Annotated in this window: 9 protein-coding genes; 8 read left to right on the top strand and 1 reads right to left on the bottom strand. The window is 45.4% G+C overall.

Going from position 1 to position 14425, the window contains the following annotated elements:
- The first annotated feature begins 195 nt into the window (after positions 1-195).
- The 3 genes from E0E36_RS11650 to E0E36_RS11640 all read left to right on the top strand — a co-directional run bounded on the left by E0E36_RS11650 (position 196) and on the right by E0E36_RS11640 (position 5466).
- Positions 196-3198 (top strand): SusC/RagA family TonB-linked outer membrane protein, encoded by a 3003-nt coding sequence (locus E0E36_RS11650; RefSeq protein WP_130856099.1) that lies wholly within the window; start codon positions 196-198, stop codon positions 3196-3198.
- A gap of 15 nt (positions 3199-3213) precedes the next feature.
- Complete coding sequence (locus E0E36_RS11645; protein WP_242627190.1) at positions 3214-4899, top strand: RagB/SusD family nutrient uptake outer membrane protein; 1686 nt, start codon at positions 3214-3216, stop codon at positions 4897-4899.
- A gap of 309 nt (positions 4900-5208) precedes the next feature.
- A complete protein-coding gene (locus E0E36_RS11640) occupies positions 5209-5466 on the top strand; it encodes a hypothetical protein (RefSeq protein ID WP_130856098.1) in 258 nt (85 codons plus the stop codon).
- Between the two features lie 70 nt (positions 5467-5536).
- On the opposite strand, the gene E0E36_RS11635 is transcribed toward E0E36_RS11640, so the two are convergent.
- The gene (locus tag E0E36_RS11635) at positions 5537-6388 is read right to left on the bottom strand and encodes an ATP-grasp fold amidoligase family protein (RefSeq protein WP_130856097.1); all 852 of its coding nucleotides are present in this window, start codon (positions 6386-6388) and stop codon (positions 5537-5539) included.
- Positions 6389-6703: 315 nt separating this feature from the next.
- On the opposite strand from E0E36_RS11635, the gene E0E36_RS11630 reads away from it, so the two are divergent.
- The 5 genes from E0E36_RS11630 to E0E36_RS11610 all read left to right on the top strand — a co-directional run bounded on the left by E0E36_RS11630 (position 6704) and on the right by E0E36_RS11610 (position 14421).
- Positions 6704-7288, top strand: a complete 585-nt coding sequence (locus E0E36_RS11630) for an RNA polymerase sigma factor (protein ID WP_013665173.1) — start codon at positions 6704-6706, stop codon at positions 7286-7288.
- A 225-nt stretch (positions 7289-7513) separates the two neighbouring features.
- Entirely contained in the window at positions 7514-8356 is an 843-nt protein-coding gene (locus E0E36_RS11625; protein WP_130856096.1) for a phosphodiester glycosidase family protein, read from the top strand.
- A gap of 69 nt (positions 8357-8425) precedes the next feature.
- On the top strand, positions 8426-9574 hold the full coding sequence (locus tag E0E36_RS11620; protein WP_130856095.1) for a FecR family protein: 1149 nt from the start codon (positions 8426-8428) through the stop codon (positions 9572-9574).
- A 249-nt stretch (positions 9575-9823) separates the two neighbouring features.
- A complete protein-coding gene (locus E0E36_RS11615; RefSeq protein ID WP_242627189.1) occupies positions 9824-13123 on the top strand; it encodes a TonB-dependent receptor in 3300 nt (1099 codons plus the stop codon).
- Positions 13123-14421 (top strand): RagB/SusD family nutrient uptake outer membrane protein, encoded by a 1299-nt coding sequence (locus tag E0E36_RS11610; protein ID WP_130856093.1) that lies wholly within the window; start codon positions 13123-13125, stop codon positions 14419-14421. The genes E0E36_RS11615 and E0E36_RS11610 overlap by 1 nt, the downstream gene beginning before the upstream one ends.
- The last annotated feature ends 4 nt before the right edge of the window (positions 14422-14425 follow it).

Below are 14425 nucleotides of genomic sequence, written 5' to 3'. Positions count from 1 at the left end.
ACTATTCGTAGCGAATCAACATATGTAAGCTAGCTAACCAAGCTTTTTAGAACGAAATGAAAAACCGACGAATTACCTCATTTGTAACCGACCCTTTAACCGATTTCAAGCATTTTCTATTGCATATTACGAAGAATAACAACTTGGTGCCCATTAGTTAAACATCATTATAAACACAAAACAAATCTTAAATTTATGACAAAACACAGCAAATGGATTGCGCTATGCAGCATTCCCATTCTCAGCTGCGCAGTGGCTAGGGAAAGCCTTTATGCAGCTGCCCGACCGGTTATTCGGTCAGCTTATGAAACATCGCTTCAGCAGCGGACGATCCGTGGAAAGATCACGAATGTAAACGGAACAATGCCACTGATCGGTGCCAGTATTAAAATTAAAGGCATGCAGGGAGGTACATCAACCAATCAAGATGGGCTCTTTGAGCTCGCCTTACCCCAGGTACCGGTAACCCTCGTTATTTCATCGCTTGGTTACATTACCAAAGAAGTTGCTGTTACCGATCAGCAAAATCTAAACATTCAATTACAAGAAGATGCAAACAACTTGGAAGAAGTGGTGGTGGTTGGTTATGGCTCGTTGGATAAACGTGAGCTTACCAGCGCAGTATCCAACTTAAAGCAGCGTGATTTGGTTGCCGGTACGGTATCGCCACTACTGGCCATTCAGGGAAAGGTTCCAGGTCTAAACATCGCTTCCAATAATGGCTCTGATCCGAACGCCAGCGTTTCCATTCAGCTCCGTGGTGTCAATTCGGTCAAGGCCTCACAAGGACCTTTAGTCGTTATTGACGGTGTTCCCGGGGGCGATATCAATTCCGTTGCCAAAGAAGATATTGAATCCATTAACGTACTTCGAGATGCATCGGCTGCTGCAATCTACGGTACACGAGCCTCCGGTGGCGTGATTTTGGTTACTACCAAGCGACCACAACCCGGTAAGGCAACCGTTAACTTTACATCGGAGTATTTTATTGAAAGTGTTCGTAAACGACCCGATGTCCTTTCAGCAGAAGAATACCTTGCCCATGGCCTTGGAGAAGACAATGGCGCTCGTACCGACTGGTATGACGTCATCACAAATAAAAATCCCTTCAGTCACCGCCAAGTGGTAAATGTAAGTGGTGGTTCCGAAAACGCCAATGTATACACCACCTTTTTCAAACGCGACGCCAAAGGTATATCAATTGGTTCGCAACGCGGGGAAATTGGTGGAAGGGTCAATACCAATTTCAAATTCTTCGATGGACGTGCGGAATTGAGCACCAATGCCAGTTACAATCAAGTAGATGCCGATTTCCCCGGGAACAGTGCGCCAGGCAACTTCCGTGATGAAAACAACAGCCTCTATAATATCGCCATTGGCTTAGACCCCACTATCTCACCATACGACCCATCGGATCCCTCTGGCTATAATGTCTTAACCGGAGGCTATAATACCTGGAATCCCTTGGCAGAAGTGATGTTACGTAAAAAACAAAATCAATATCGCTACCTACTGGCCAATGCCACCTTAAAAGTAAACCTGACGGAAGACCTTTATACAACCGCTATGGTGGGTATCAAAAACAACAGCGAACATCCCAGCTTCTTCCGTTCGGCGCAGCACCGTGTCTCGCGTGAACAAAATGTGGATGGCTATGCCAAACAAGAATACAAACGTTGGCAAGACCGTATAGTCGAGTGGACAGTAAACTATAGCAAGCGTTTCGAAAACCATCAGATCACCGCGGTAGCCGGTTACAGTTATCAGGACTTCAACGGACAGGGGTTCTGGGCGGAAAACTCCAACTTTCCGGTTGATGGGCTGGAAGAACACGATATGGGTTCAGGTACCTGGCTGGCTGATGGCCGTGCGGGTTTAGGCTCTTGGAAGGACCCATGGGTTAAACTGGCCGCTTTCTTCGGACGCGTTAATTATTCGTTCAAAGATCGTTATATCATCACAGCCAATCTCCGTCACGAGGGCTCTTCCAAATTCGCTCCCGGAAATCGCTGGGGCACCTTCCCCGGTGTATCGGCAGGTTGGCGACTCAGCGAGGAACCTTTCATGCGTAAGCTTTCTTTTATTGACGACATCAAGATCCGCGCTGGTTACGGTGAAACCGGCAACGAAGGTTTCGGTGCCGAGGTATCAACCCGGATGTATTCGGCCGACACCTGGTGGCCGTTCGCCGGAAACTGGAACCGTACTTTTGGTGTTAAACACAACCAAAACCCGAATATCCGTTGGGAAATCAAAAAAGAATATAATGTCGGAATGGATTTCACCATTCTGAATAATAAATTAAGTGGTCGGTTCGACTACTATAAGCGGGTTATAGACAATCTGATTTATGAAATCAGTGTATCACAACCGCCCGCCATCCATGATAAAACAACCATGAACGTGGGCAGCATGGAAAACCAAGGTTTCGAGTTTGAATTAAATTACAATGTAGTAAACAAGAACGATTGGACTTACACTACTTCCCTTGTGGCCTCTCATAATAAAAGTAACTTGCGCACACTCTGGGGCAGCCAGACCTTTATGGACGATAAAAACTTCCCCGCACCTGGATCTCCGGGTACTGCAGTACGCCTTTATCCCGGTGAAGCGATTGGCCAATTCTATATCTGGCAATTTGCAGGCTTCACCGACGATGGTCAATGGCTGTTATATAACAAAAACAACGAAGTCATTCCGGCAAGTGATAAAAAACTCGATGATAAACGCTTCATCGGCAATGGTATCCCGAAATTACAGTTATCTTGGAATCATGCCATATCCTATAAAAATTGGGACGCCAGCATCTATCTCCGCAGTTGGTTAGGCTATGATGTGTTTAACATGACCAAAATGTACTATGGCATAGCTAATGTGACCGGTAGGAATGTATTGAAAAGCGCTTATGATGAACTTGCCAATGTAAAAGGTGAAAAACAATTGAGCGATTACTGGCTCGAAAACGGAAACTTCCTAAAGGTAGATGCCATTAGTTTGGGTTATACTTTTAATAAAAAATGGATCGGCCCATTTAAAAATATCCGTGTGTATGCAACCGGACGAGATCTCTTCGTTTTCACCAAATACAGCGGTCTTGATCCCGAAATCAATATCAACGGCTTAGCACCCGGATTTGAGGAGCTCGATGTGTACCCACGCACGCGCACCTTTATGTTCGGTTTACAGGCGAGTTTTTAACCTTTAACAAATGCAATGATGAACAAGCTTTTCACATATACCTTATTATCGCTGTTGGTACTGCTAGGCAGTTGCACCAAGCTCGATCAGGAATTTTATAGCCAGGTCACTCCTGAAACCTTTTTCAAGAGTGAAAAGGACATTCTGGCCGCCCTCAACCGTCCGTTTACCCACGCCCGCTGGTATATGGGTGAAGACCGCTGGCAGTTACAGGAACAAACAGCTGACAATTTTGCCATTACAACGAAAGGACCCCACTGGTACAATGGCGGTACGAATGAACGTTTTCATTACCACACGTGGACGCCTGATGAAGGATGGATCTGGGGAACCTGGCGTGGTACATTGATGGGCATCGCCTTGGCGTTGGATGCACGCAGCGATTTGGAGAAGTTGGACTATACCAAATTTGCTTTGACACCGGAAGATCAGACATCCCACGTAAACCAGCTTAATACGCTGATTGCCTATTTCTACTTACGCGGCCTAGACTATTTTGGAGGAATGCCTATCTTCAATAACCTGGAAGGAGAGAGTTTACCGCGCAATACCGATCAGGAGGTCTTCAATCACATTGAACAATTATTAAAAACGGCTATGGAGACTTTGCCCAAGAAGGAAGCCGGACAGAAGGAAGCAGGTGAGTTGAAGCAAGCGGCCGCAGCCATGATGCTAACCCAACTCTATTTTAACGCCGAGGCCTACATTGGTAAACCTATGTACGCCGAAGCCCAGCAACTAGCACAGGCTATTATCGATGGTCAATACGGCTCTTACCAGCTCGATCCGACCTGGTATGGCCCACACAGCTTTAAAAACAATGAATCGCCTGAAATCATCTGGTCCATCCCTTCCGAGTTCAACAAGCTACAGTACGATTGGTTTTACGGCAATTTCTATCATTATAACAGCCGACAATATTTTGATCAGGATATGGGGGCCGACAACGGCACGCATTTAAGCCCGTCCCGGCGCCCCGATTCCAGCTTATATAAAAATGAGTGGAAACTGGGTTCACCATTTGAAAAATTTGATGCAGCTGATCTTCGCAAAAGACCCTACCATTACTTAGGGAGCGGCAATTACGAAGGAATGTTTCTGAACGGGCCGCAACTGAAACCTGATGGCGGTGTAATTGTCGGTACCCAGGAGTATAAAGATAAAGCACTGGTGCTACGCGACCAAGTGGGGCGTTTCAGCGAGGTTGGTCCAGGCAAAAAGTACAGCGGTATTTCTCAGCTTCCTTCTAAAATGTCGGAGGGCGAGGAGAATACCGGTATTCGATTAGTAAAAGTGCCCATTCCCACTTTAGCCGAAAACACCTTGCGTTGGGGAGCGGATAATCCGGTTTTGCGACTGACCGAAGTGTATTATATACTGGCCGAATGCAAATGGCGCAGCGGAGATCTGGCCGGTGCTGCCGAACTCATCAATACCGTACGGAGGCGCAACTTCGAGAACGGGGTGGATCCCAATCCGGTACGTGTCGATAATTTCGATAAATACCGCTTTTTAGATGAGTGGAGTATCGAGTTTCTGGGCGAAGGTCGCAGACGTACAGATCTGATCCGTTGGAATATGTTCACCACCGAAAACTGGTGGGATCATCAAGCCTCGCAATCTGATCACCTGAAACGGTTCCCGGTACCCACACAGGCTATTTCCGGAAACAATAATTTAACCCAAAATCCGGGATATTAATATTTCAGATTTCGAAAACCTTGAAGAGGCTACATAGCCTTTCTTCAAGGTTTTTTCTCGTTATCAGCAGACCGATAAAAACGTAAAAAAAACAATTATTTTTCCAAACATTCATCGTGTACAAGTGTTCACTTTAATGTACATACTTCATATTAGTCTAATTGTTCAGAGCTCTAGTGAAAACTGGAGCTTTTTTCTTTCGAACAAACCAAAAACGTTCTTTTAAAAACATAAAAATTGTTAAATCCATAGGAAAGAGCGAAGCTTGGTATAGCTTTTGTAACTAACTAGTTATCAATACCGCCCCTTATGTGTTTAACGTTAGAATCATTAGGTTTCCTACTGGAAACCGATGTGCAGACTGACTGTACAGGAACTTTTAGATATATTGCATTAGAAAACGATCATATTATTTCCGAAAATCCCATCACAAAGGAACTTGAAGTCAACAACTTACAAGTATACGAATGGGAATCCTTGTCGCTGAAGCATTTAAAAGGTATCTTTCATGGGGAGCCTCTATCAATGGGAAAGGGAGCACCGGAGTTTCATGAAAAAGTGTCATAAACTTTCTAACTCCACACTTAATATCTACGATGCCCGGTGCAAAAGAGCCGGTACTTATCAATCGCCTATATTAAATTTGACCTGGGCAGTGCTCGTCCCAATATAACGTGAACAATTTTTCGGCATATTTGGTGAATCCCCTCCCTAAGCCCGGTGTCGGCGTAAACTCACCGAATACAGGGCCATTTGAAGTCGCGTAAAAGTCTATCCGTACAAATATTCCGTAGAGCTTACTCAGTTTTTTCACTTGCTCAACCATTTCTTCGAAGCATTTTGGTTTGCTTTGTCCGAACTTATAAGGATATGGGTAAGATATAGTTAGTGGCTCCATCGGAATCCAATGTTCGTTAAAAAAAGCACTTGTTCCATCGTGAGGCCCTTGCCGATTGATAACGCTCAAGCCAGCAATTTTTCCATTAAAGCAAAAAAATTTATAATCGGTCGGGATGACATGTTTTCCTGCTTCGTTCGTTAAAAACTCTTCAACTAAAATGCATTGATTGGGTAGCTCTTTTACATTTTTCCTCAGTATAGCAACAATTTCCTGTTCAGAATAATACTTGTTATCAAATAAATTGAATCCATTATCCATTAAAAAGACTCCCGTGCACCCACTCCCGAAAGTAGGACGGATCACATATTGAGCAGGAAGTGAAGCAAAGTCTATGCGTTCAACATCACGGCCTTTCCAATAAAGAGCTGATGTCTTAGCTCCATGTAGTTGTGCAAATTCTTTAGCATTGAGTTTATTACTTAGTCGTCTTTGCCACAAGTTCTCATCACGCCAATCATCAATAGAATTGTTCTTTGTTAACCATAATTTTTTGAGCGGCTCCGCCTCCTGCCATAAAACTTGATGTCTACGTCTGAGTCGGTTTGAGAATTCACCGCTATACAAATGAAGTTTAATGCGACCTAACATAATTTAAACGGTTTATAATTTAGAGTGACTTTTAATTCTGTATCATGTTATAAATATAGCTTGTTTAGTCCTACTGTAAATAGGCAACAAAAGAACAATCGCACGCACGATTTTTCATATTAAAAATACACATTGTCAATCGTCATAAGACACACTTTACACGAAGCCATGGCAAAAACGACCCAACTGTATAGCTAATACTTTCCTACATCTTGAAAAGAAAATTTAAAAAACTTTAAAGTTTTATTAATATTGCCATAACTATAAACTTGATAGCCTTTTGATAATTTTGGCTCCGTTATCTATAGTCTTGCTATGGCGAAGCTGTCTTATAAATCGTATGATGAACATGAATTGATACGGCTCATGCTGCGAGACGACTACGCGGCTTATTTAGAAATCTATGAACGCTACTCCCGGCCACTTTATGCACATGCCTGTAAAAAATTGAACAATCGGGACGAAGTCAAAGATCTGCTGCAAGAGGTCTTCGCGGCACTCTGGCAAAACCGCAGCTCACTAAGCCCCCAGAGCCCCTTAGCCGGCTATCTCTATGCCACCCTGCGATACCGCGTTATTAAATTAATCGCTCATAAAAAAGTGGAATCGGTTTATTTTGAATCCCTCGCAGCGGTGAATACACACGACAATACCACGGCAGACTACCTGGTACGGGAGAAAGAACTCGGCCAATTGATCGAAAACGAAATCGTACGCTTACCCGAAAAAATGCAGGAAGTCTTTCGTATGAGCCGTCAATCCCATCTCTCCCACAAGGAAATTGCCCAGGAACTCGGCCTTTCAGAAACCACCGTAAAAAAACATGTGAACAATGCGCTAAAGGTACTCCGACCCAAATTTGGAACCCTGCTCTCCCTCGCCTATTTCCTCCTTCCTTAGAGCCCGTTTAGAATTTATCTAATCATTTTCTTATGCCCTTTTTGGCTGCACCTGCGTTAAATTTATCGAGATAGGCTTCCTGCTATCCCTGCTAAATTTGCCTTGGTTCACTCAAAAATAGCCTATAACAAATTTTATAATACAAATTTAAACAGGCTCTTAAATTTTTTATTTTCTTTTACGCCCTAAGGCGCTGTTGCAGTACTATCTCTATAAAAACGCGATATGAACAAAAAAACAGCACCTATCCTACTCAGCTTCCTGCTCCTTAGCCAACTTCTCGTCTTCGGACAATCCGCAGATTCCGTTGCCGTACTTAATAAAGAATGGAAAATTATTCCCATCAAAAAAGGCGTCACCTGGAAACAGGGCCATTTTGAAAAACTCTTTGGAAGCCAGCAGGAAATCAACCTCGTGGAGATCGACCTGAAAAAACACCGAAAGAACATCCACCTCGCAGCTGATCCAAAAGAGCTGAAAAAAACCTCCGAATTTGCCACGGAAGCGGGCGCTTTGGTGGCTATCAATGGTGGTTTTTTTGATATGAAAAATGGCGGTTCCTGGGATTATGTAAAGGTGGATAACCACGTGGTAAATACCACCAAAAAGAAAACGGACCGTGCCAATGCGATCCTATTGATCGATAAAAAAGCCATTGAAATACAACCAGATTCAGCCGTAAACTATGAACAGAGCAGTAAACCGAATATCCTCCTATCCGGACCTCTATTAATCCACCGCGGACAGGATGCGGCACTTGCCAACAATCCCTTTAACACCAACCGTCATCCCCGTAGCGCGGTAGCCATTACCCGCAAGAACAAACTAATCTTTCTGGTAGTAGACGGTCGAAACAACCAAGCCGCGGGCATGAATTTGAGCGAATTAACCCAAACGCTACGCTGGTTAGGCGCAAAACATGCGATGAACGTAGATGGCGGAGGAAGCAGCACGCTCTACGTGAAAGGAGCAACGGCAAATGGTGTCGTCAATCATCCCAGTGATAACAAGCAGTTCGACCATGAGGGGCAACGCCCCGTAGCCAACATTATTTACTTGAAAGAATAAAATTAATTTTCTCTTACGCCCAAGGGAAGACTTAAGGTACTATCCCCTAAAAGCAACCCCGCAGTACACATGGAGGAACACGAAGACATTAAGAAACTGTTGAAACGCTACCTCGCCGGCGAATGCACGCCGGAGGAGCGTATGCGGGTGGAACAATGGTATGGGCAATTGGATATCCAAGCAGAAGAACCTGCTAAAGAGCAGGTAGAAGAAGATATAATCGACATAAGAAATCGCTTGAGGAGATCCCCGATTCGGCGAATAGCCCCTTGGTATCGCTATGCCGCAGCCGTTGCCGCTGTGCTGCTACTAACAGTGGGTATGTATTATCAATTTAAGCCATCTGACCGATTTAAAAGTAGTAGCAAAACCGCTACCATAGCAAGTCAACCCGATATCGCACCGGGCAGAAACCGGGCCATCCTTAAGCTAGCCAATGGCAAAGAAATCATATTAGACGGCAGTCCGAATGGGGAAATTGCGCAAGAGGGTACACATGCCATCTTCAAAAATGTGGATGGGGAATTGGTTTATCAACTCGGCGGAGCCAATACAAGCGACGCAACCATACCCCGGTTCAATACCATGCGTACCCCACGGGGCGGGCAATATCATTTAGTGCTGCCTGATGGTACCAAGGTGTGGCTAAATGCGGCTTCCAGCATAACCTACGCCATTAACGGCAACTTGGGAGAGCGACTGGTAAAGTTAGAAGGCGAAGCCTATTTTGAGGTGGCGAAAGATGCGACACGTCCCTTTCGCGTCGAATCCAAAGGGCAAATCGTCGAAGTCTTAGGTACGCAATTTAATATCAACAGCTACCTGGATGAACCGGTGGTGAAAACCACATTAATAGAAGGTTCTGTTCGCGTAGCCGAAACCGCCGAGCACAAGACTGTCATGCTCCGGCCCGGGCAACAGGCAGCGCTCGACCGCCAAAGCCACTTATCCGTAAAACAAGCAGATGTTTCGGATGCGGTAGCTTGGAAGAACGGCAAATTCAGCTTTAACCGGGCAGATATCGGCATGGTGATGCGGCAGCTATCCCGTTGGTATGATGTAGAAGTCGTCTTTAAAGGCAAAAAGCCGGAAATTACCTTATCAGGCGAGGTATACCGCAATACACATGCGTCCAAGGTTTTGGAGATTCTATCCTTCTATAAGCTCAATTGCCGGATCGAGACTGTTAACGGTGTCAAACAAATTATCATTCAATAAAACAAAGAAACCGATGTTAAACAAAAAAATGAACACGATGAAACCGTAAAGATTACCTAGAAAGGCTTCATAAAAAAGCGTCTTCTGATGGCAGTCAGAAGACGCACATGCTTGAGCCAATGATTCGAAGAACTTAAACAAATTAAATTAAACTCAAACCTTACAAAGTTAATGAAATTAGTATTTCATGCAACGGCTACGTCATTACGGTGGCCGCCTCCACGAACATTTAATCAACTGAAATTCATCATGAGATTTCAACTAATTGTCGGTTTACTACTTTCGGTATTTATCCAAGTGAGTGCATCGACTTATGCACAAAATGTGTCGTTGAAAGTAACGAACATGCCCTTAGACCAAGTATTCAAATTGGTCGAAAATCAAACGGAATATGTATTCCTTTACGATGATCCGAGTTTCACTACCGAGAAGGTGAGTTTAAACCTGCAGCAAAGACCCATAGAAGAAGTATTGGAAGCCTGCTTAAAGAACTTACCCATCTCTTATAAAATTGTCGATCGCAATATTCTCTTTAAACGAGATGAAAGGCAAGTCGAACCCAGGAAGCCAAGCCTCCAACCGCAGCCAGTTAGCGGACAGGTAAGGGATACGACAGGCAATCCACTGACGGGGGTCAGCATTATCGTAAAAGGAAGCACACGCGGCGTAACAAGTGATACACAAGGACGTTTTCAGTTACCGGTAAGCACAGGCGATGTGCTGGTTTTTAGTTTGATCGGCTATCAAAAGCAGGAGCTTAAGATGACAGGCCAAAACCAGCTGCAGGTAGTCTTGAAAATCGATTTGTCGGATTTAGAGGAAGTGGTTGTTATTGGTTATGGTCAGCAGAAAAAGCGCGACCTCACAGCGGCAGTATCATCTTTCAAACCGACCGAAGAAAATGCGAGACCTGCATTAAGTCCGGACCAACTGATACAAGGGCGCATGCCCGGCGTCCAGGTGAGCGCCGGTTCCGGTAGCCCGGGTACGGTAAATCGGGTATCCATCCGTGGTATCGGCTCTTTGAGTGCAACGAACGAGCCGCTCTATGTAATCGACGGAATACCCGTCGTGAACCAAAATGCTGCTTTACTGAATTTTGGTGAAAACATGAATCCGCTCGCGCTGTTGAATCCGAGCGACATCGAATCGGTGGAAGTGCTGAAGGATGCAGCCTCGGCAGCCATCTACGGAAGTCGCGCCACCAACGGCGTCATCCTCATTACCACCAAATCAGGCAAGGCCAATCAAACCAAGTTTGGCGTTGACGCTTTTACCGGTGTATCGGTAGTGCCCAATACGGATAAAATGAAAATGGCCGATCCGGATCTATACCTGTCGGTCATCAATGAGGCGATCGACAATTTTAATACACAGTACGATTACACCCCCGGTGCTAAAAATTACATGGAGCGCAAGGAAAACCCCTTTCCGGGCGAACCGGGCACCGATTGGTTTGATCTGATTACACGTCCGGCCCATACCACCAGTTTGTCCTTATCCTTTACCGGTGGTACCGATAAAACCAGCGTATACTTATCCGGCAATTACCTCAGTCAGGAAGGAGCCTTTATCGACCAAAAGTTTACGCGTTATACCGGTAAACTCAATTTAACGCATAAGCTTTATAACTGGCTCGAATTCGGGGCAAACACCAGCTATAGTTATTCCAAGAATAAACGCGTGCCGGGATCGAACCTAGGAACCACCATGATGGGGCGTTCTTTGCTCCAACGTCCCTTCGATCGTCCTTTTAAGCCAAATGGCGAATATTATTTAGGCGGTACCGACGAATTGATCTATCACAATCCTTTCCAGATTATCAATGAGCAAAACGTATCGCTGGATAATTACCGATTTTTGGGATCTTTCTTCGGTACGGCCACCATTACGGATGGACTGAAATTCAAGACCATGCTGGGTACCGATCTAACTTATACCCTCGACAATATTTACTATGCCGAAGACCATCCTTATGGAACGGGCATCGGCGTAAAATACGACAATCGTCGCTTTACACCCAATATCTTATGGGAGAACACCTTGAATTACAATAAAACCTTCGATAAACTTAGTGTGGAAGGATTATTGGGTTACTCCTATCAGCGCCTCAACCTGTCCAGCTCCAACATAGAAGGTAGCGGTTTTCCTTCTCCTTCCTTCCAACAGCTTTCGGTAGCTGCCTCCATTCTTTCGGCAGGGACTAGCTTGACGGAAAGTGCTTTGATGTCGATATTCGGTCGTTCCAATCTATCTTGGGATGATAAATACTTACTGAGCCTATCCTTACGTGCGGACGGTTCGTCCAAGTTCCATCCGGATAAGCGTTGGGGCTACTTCCCATCGGTATCCGCCGGCTGGAATATCTCCAGCGAACCGTTCTGGTCGCTTGCCGGTACAACAGCCAAAATTCGCGGCAGTTATGGTGAAACGGGTAATCAAGATGGTATCAGCAGCTACGCTTACCATGCCCAAATGAGCGGAGGACGCAATTACAATAATCAAAGCGGTATCGGTGTCAGCACTAATGGTAACCGCGATCTGACATGGGAAACGGCCCGACAATATGGAGCTGGCTTTGACCTTGGTTTGCTCGGTGGCAAACTGAATCTGACGGCCGATTATTTTATCAAGAAAACAGATAACTTATTATACAGCAAACCCGAGCCTTCCACTTCCGGGTTTACTTCGATCATCAGCAATATCGGCTCAATGGAAAACAAGGGTTGGGAGTTTTTGCTGAACGCACAGGTCCCGCTAGGACCCGTCCAATGGTCATCCGACTTCAACATCTCCTTTATCAAAAACAAGCTGACCTCCCTGATTGGTGACGAAGCGCTGTTAATCGGCGCTAACATGACCCTGCAGGTCGGGCAGGAAGTAGGTAGCTTCTATATGTATAAACAGCTCGGAATTTACCAGTCGGACCAGGAAGTGCCGGAATCACTCTATAAAAATGGGGTACGTGCGGGCGATGTGATGTATGAAGATTTGGATGGTAACGGAGCCATCAATGTGTCTGACCGACAAATTGTGGGCACTGCCAACCCGGATTTCTACGGTGGATGGAACAACAGTTTCCGCTTTAAGAACTTCGACTTCAACATCTTTTTCACCTATTCTTACGGTAACAAGGTGTATGCAAGTTATCGGGTCAACACCGACCGCTTGGGTAGCGGTTTCATGAACATGACCGAGCGAGTAGCTAATGAGCGTTGGACCGGACCTGGAACCAGCAATACAACCCCGCGTGCCATTTACGGCAATAGTTGGAATACCCAAAATTCTTCCCGCTTCTTAGAGGATGGTTCATACATCCGCTTACGGGCATTAAATTTTGGTTACACCTTGCCAACACAGGTTGCAAATAAAATCGGCATGAAACGACTACGGGTATATGTACAGGGTGATAACCTGCACCTGTGGACCAAATACCGCGGCTTCGATCCGGAAGTAACCAATGACTTCGATCCGCAGTTTATCGGACAGGATAACTTGATCTTACCGCAACTGCGCAGCTTCAATGTTGGTGTTAATATTGGATTTTAATGAAGAAAAAATTAAGCATGTATAAAACAACAGCAATTACCAACATCCTGGCAGTCTTGATGCTGGTATCCTTCTCTTCCTGTACAAAACTCGACTTCTATCCGCAAACTTCAGTAGCACCTGAAACGGTAAACGAGCGCGACATGGATGCCTTGTTAAACGGTATGTATAATGCCGTGCAAAACAATCAAGGAAGAGAATCCTACATTATGTTCGATTTAGTAGGCGGCAACCTGATTAATGCTTCGGGCGGAAGCGAGCTCGCTTTTATCCGTAACATCCTGCGTACCGACTATAATTTGGTCAACAACAACTGGAGTGGCCTATACCAATCGCTGTACCAGGTCAACAACGTCCTCCATATCATGGCCGGTTTGCCGCAATCTGACAAACGCACGCGGATTGAAGGTACCGCCCACTTCTTCCGTGCTTATATCTATTATAATTTGGTAAGCCGATGGGGCGACGTGCCCTTGATCTTGGAAAACACCACTGAACGCGTATCGCGCGATCCTTCGAGCGCTGTGTGGAGCCAGATCGAGGCCGACTTAGCGATAGCCCTGGAAAAAGCACCGGCTTTCGAAGGTGACTATTACTACGTATCGCAGCAAGCAGCAAAGGCTTTGCTAGCTCGCGTCCTGCTCGGACAAAACAAACTGGCAGAAGCGGCCCAAGTGGCAGAAGAGTTGATTGCCTCCGGGAGCTTTTCATTGGATCGGTTCGACAAAATATTCAGGCATACGGAAAACACCGAAGAAATATTCTCCTTTAAAAATCTAACCGAAGAATCGAGCATTACCCTAAGCACTTTATTTTATACTTATGCGCATGACGTAAGCGGCTCATACGTTTATAAACCAACCGATGAAGTGATGAACCTATTTGAGGAGGGCGACAACCGCAAAGACATGAGCATCGCAACGGTGAGTTCACTGAATGTAATCAATAAATACCCCAGCGGCCAAACAGGAACCGACCCCATTCCGGTTATCCGCCTAGGCGAAATGTATTTAATTGCAGCCGAGGGGAAAGGTTTGGCAGGACTGCCGCAGTTAAACGCATTGAGAGCCGCAAGAAACCTCTCGGCCATCAATCCTTCCAACGAGGCCGAATACCAAGCAGCCGTAGCCCTCGAGCGGCGACGGGAGCTACTCGCAGAAGGTTTTCGTTGGTTCGATTTGGTCCGCACGGGTAAAGCCGTGGAGGTGTTGGGTATTGAAGATTATCGAACCAAATTTCCGATACCCGATTACGAGCGTGAGGTGAATCCGAATCTCACACAGAACGAAGGTTACTAACCCA

The sequence above is a fragment of the Olivibacter jilunii genome (genome assembly GCF_900607235.1).
Lineage (GTDB): Bacteria > Bacteroidota > Bacteroidia > Sphingobacteriales > Sphingobacteriaceae > Olivibacter > Olivibacter oleidegradans.
Note: the sequence above shows the minus strand (reverse complement) of the source record. Positions and strands in the feature narration are given on the sequence as shown.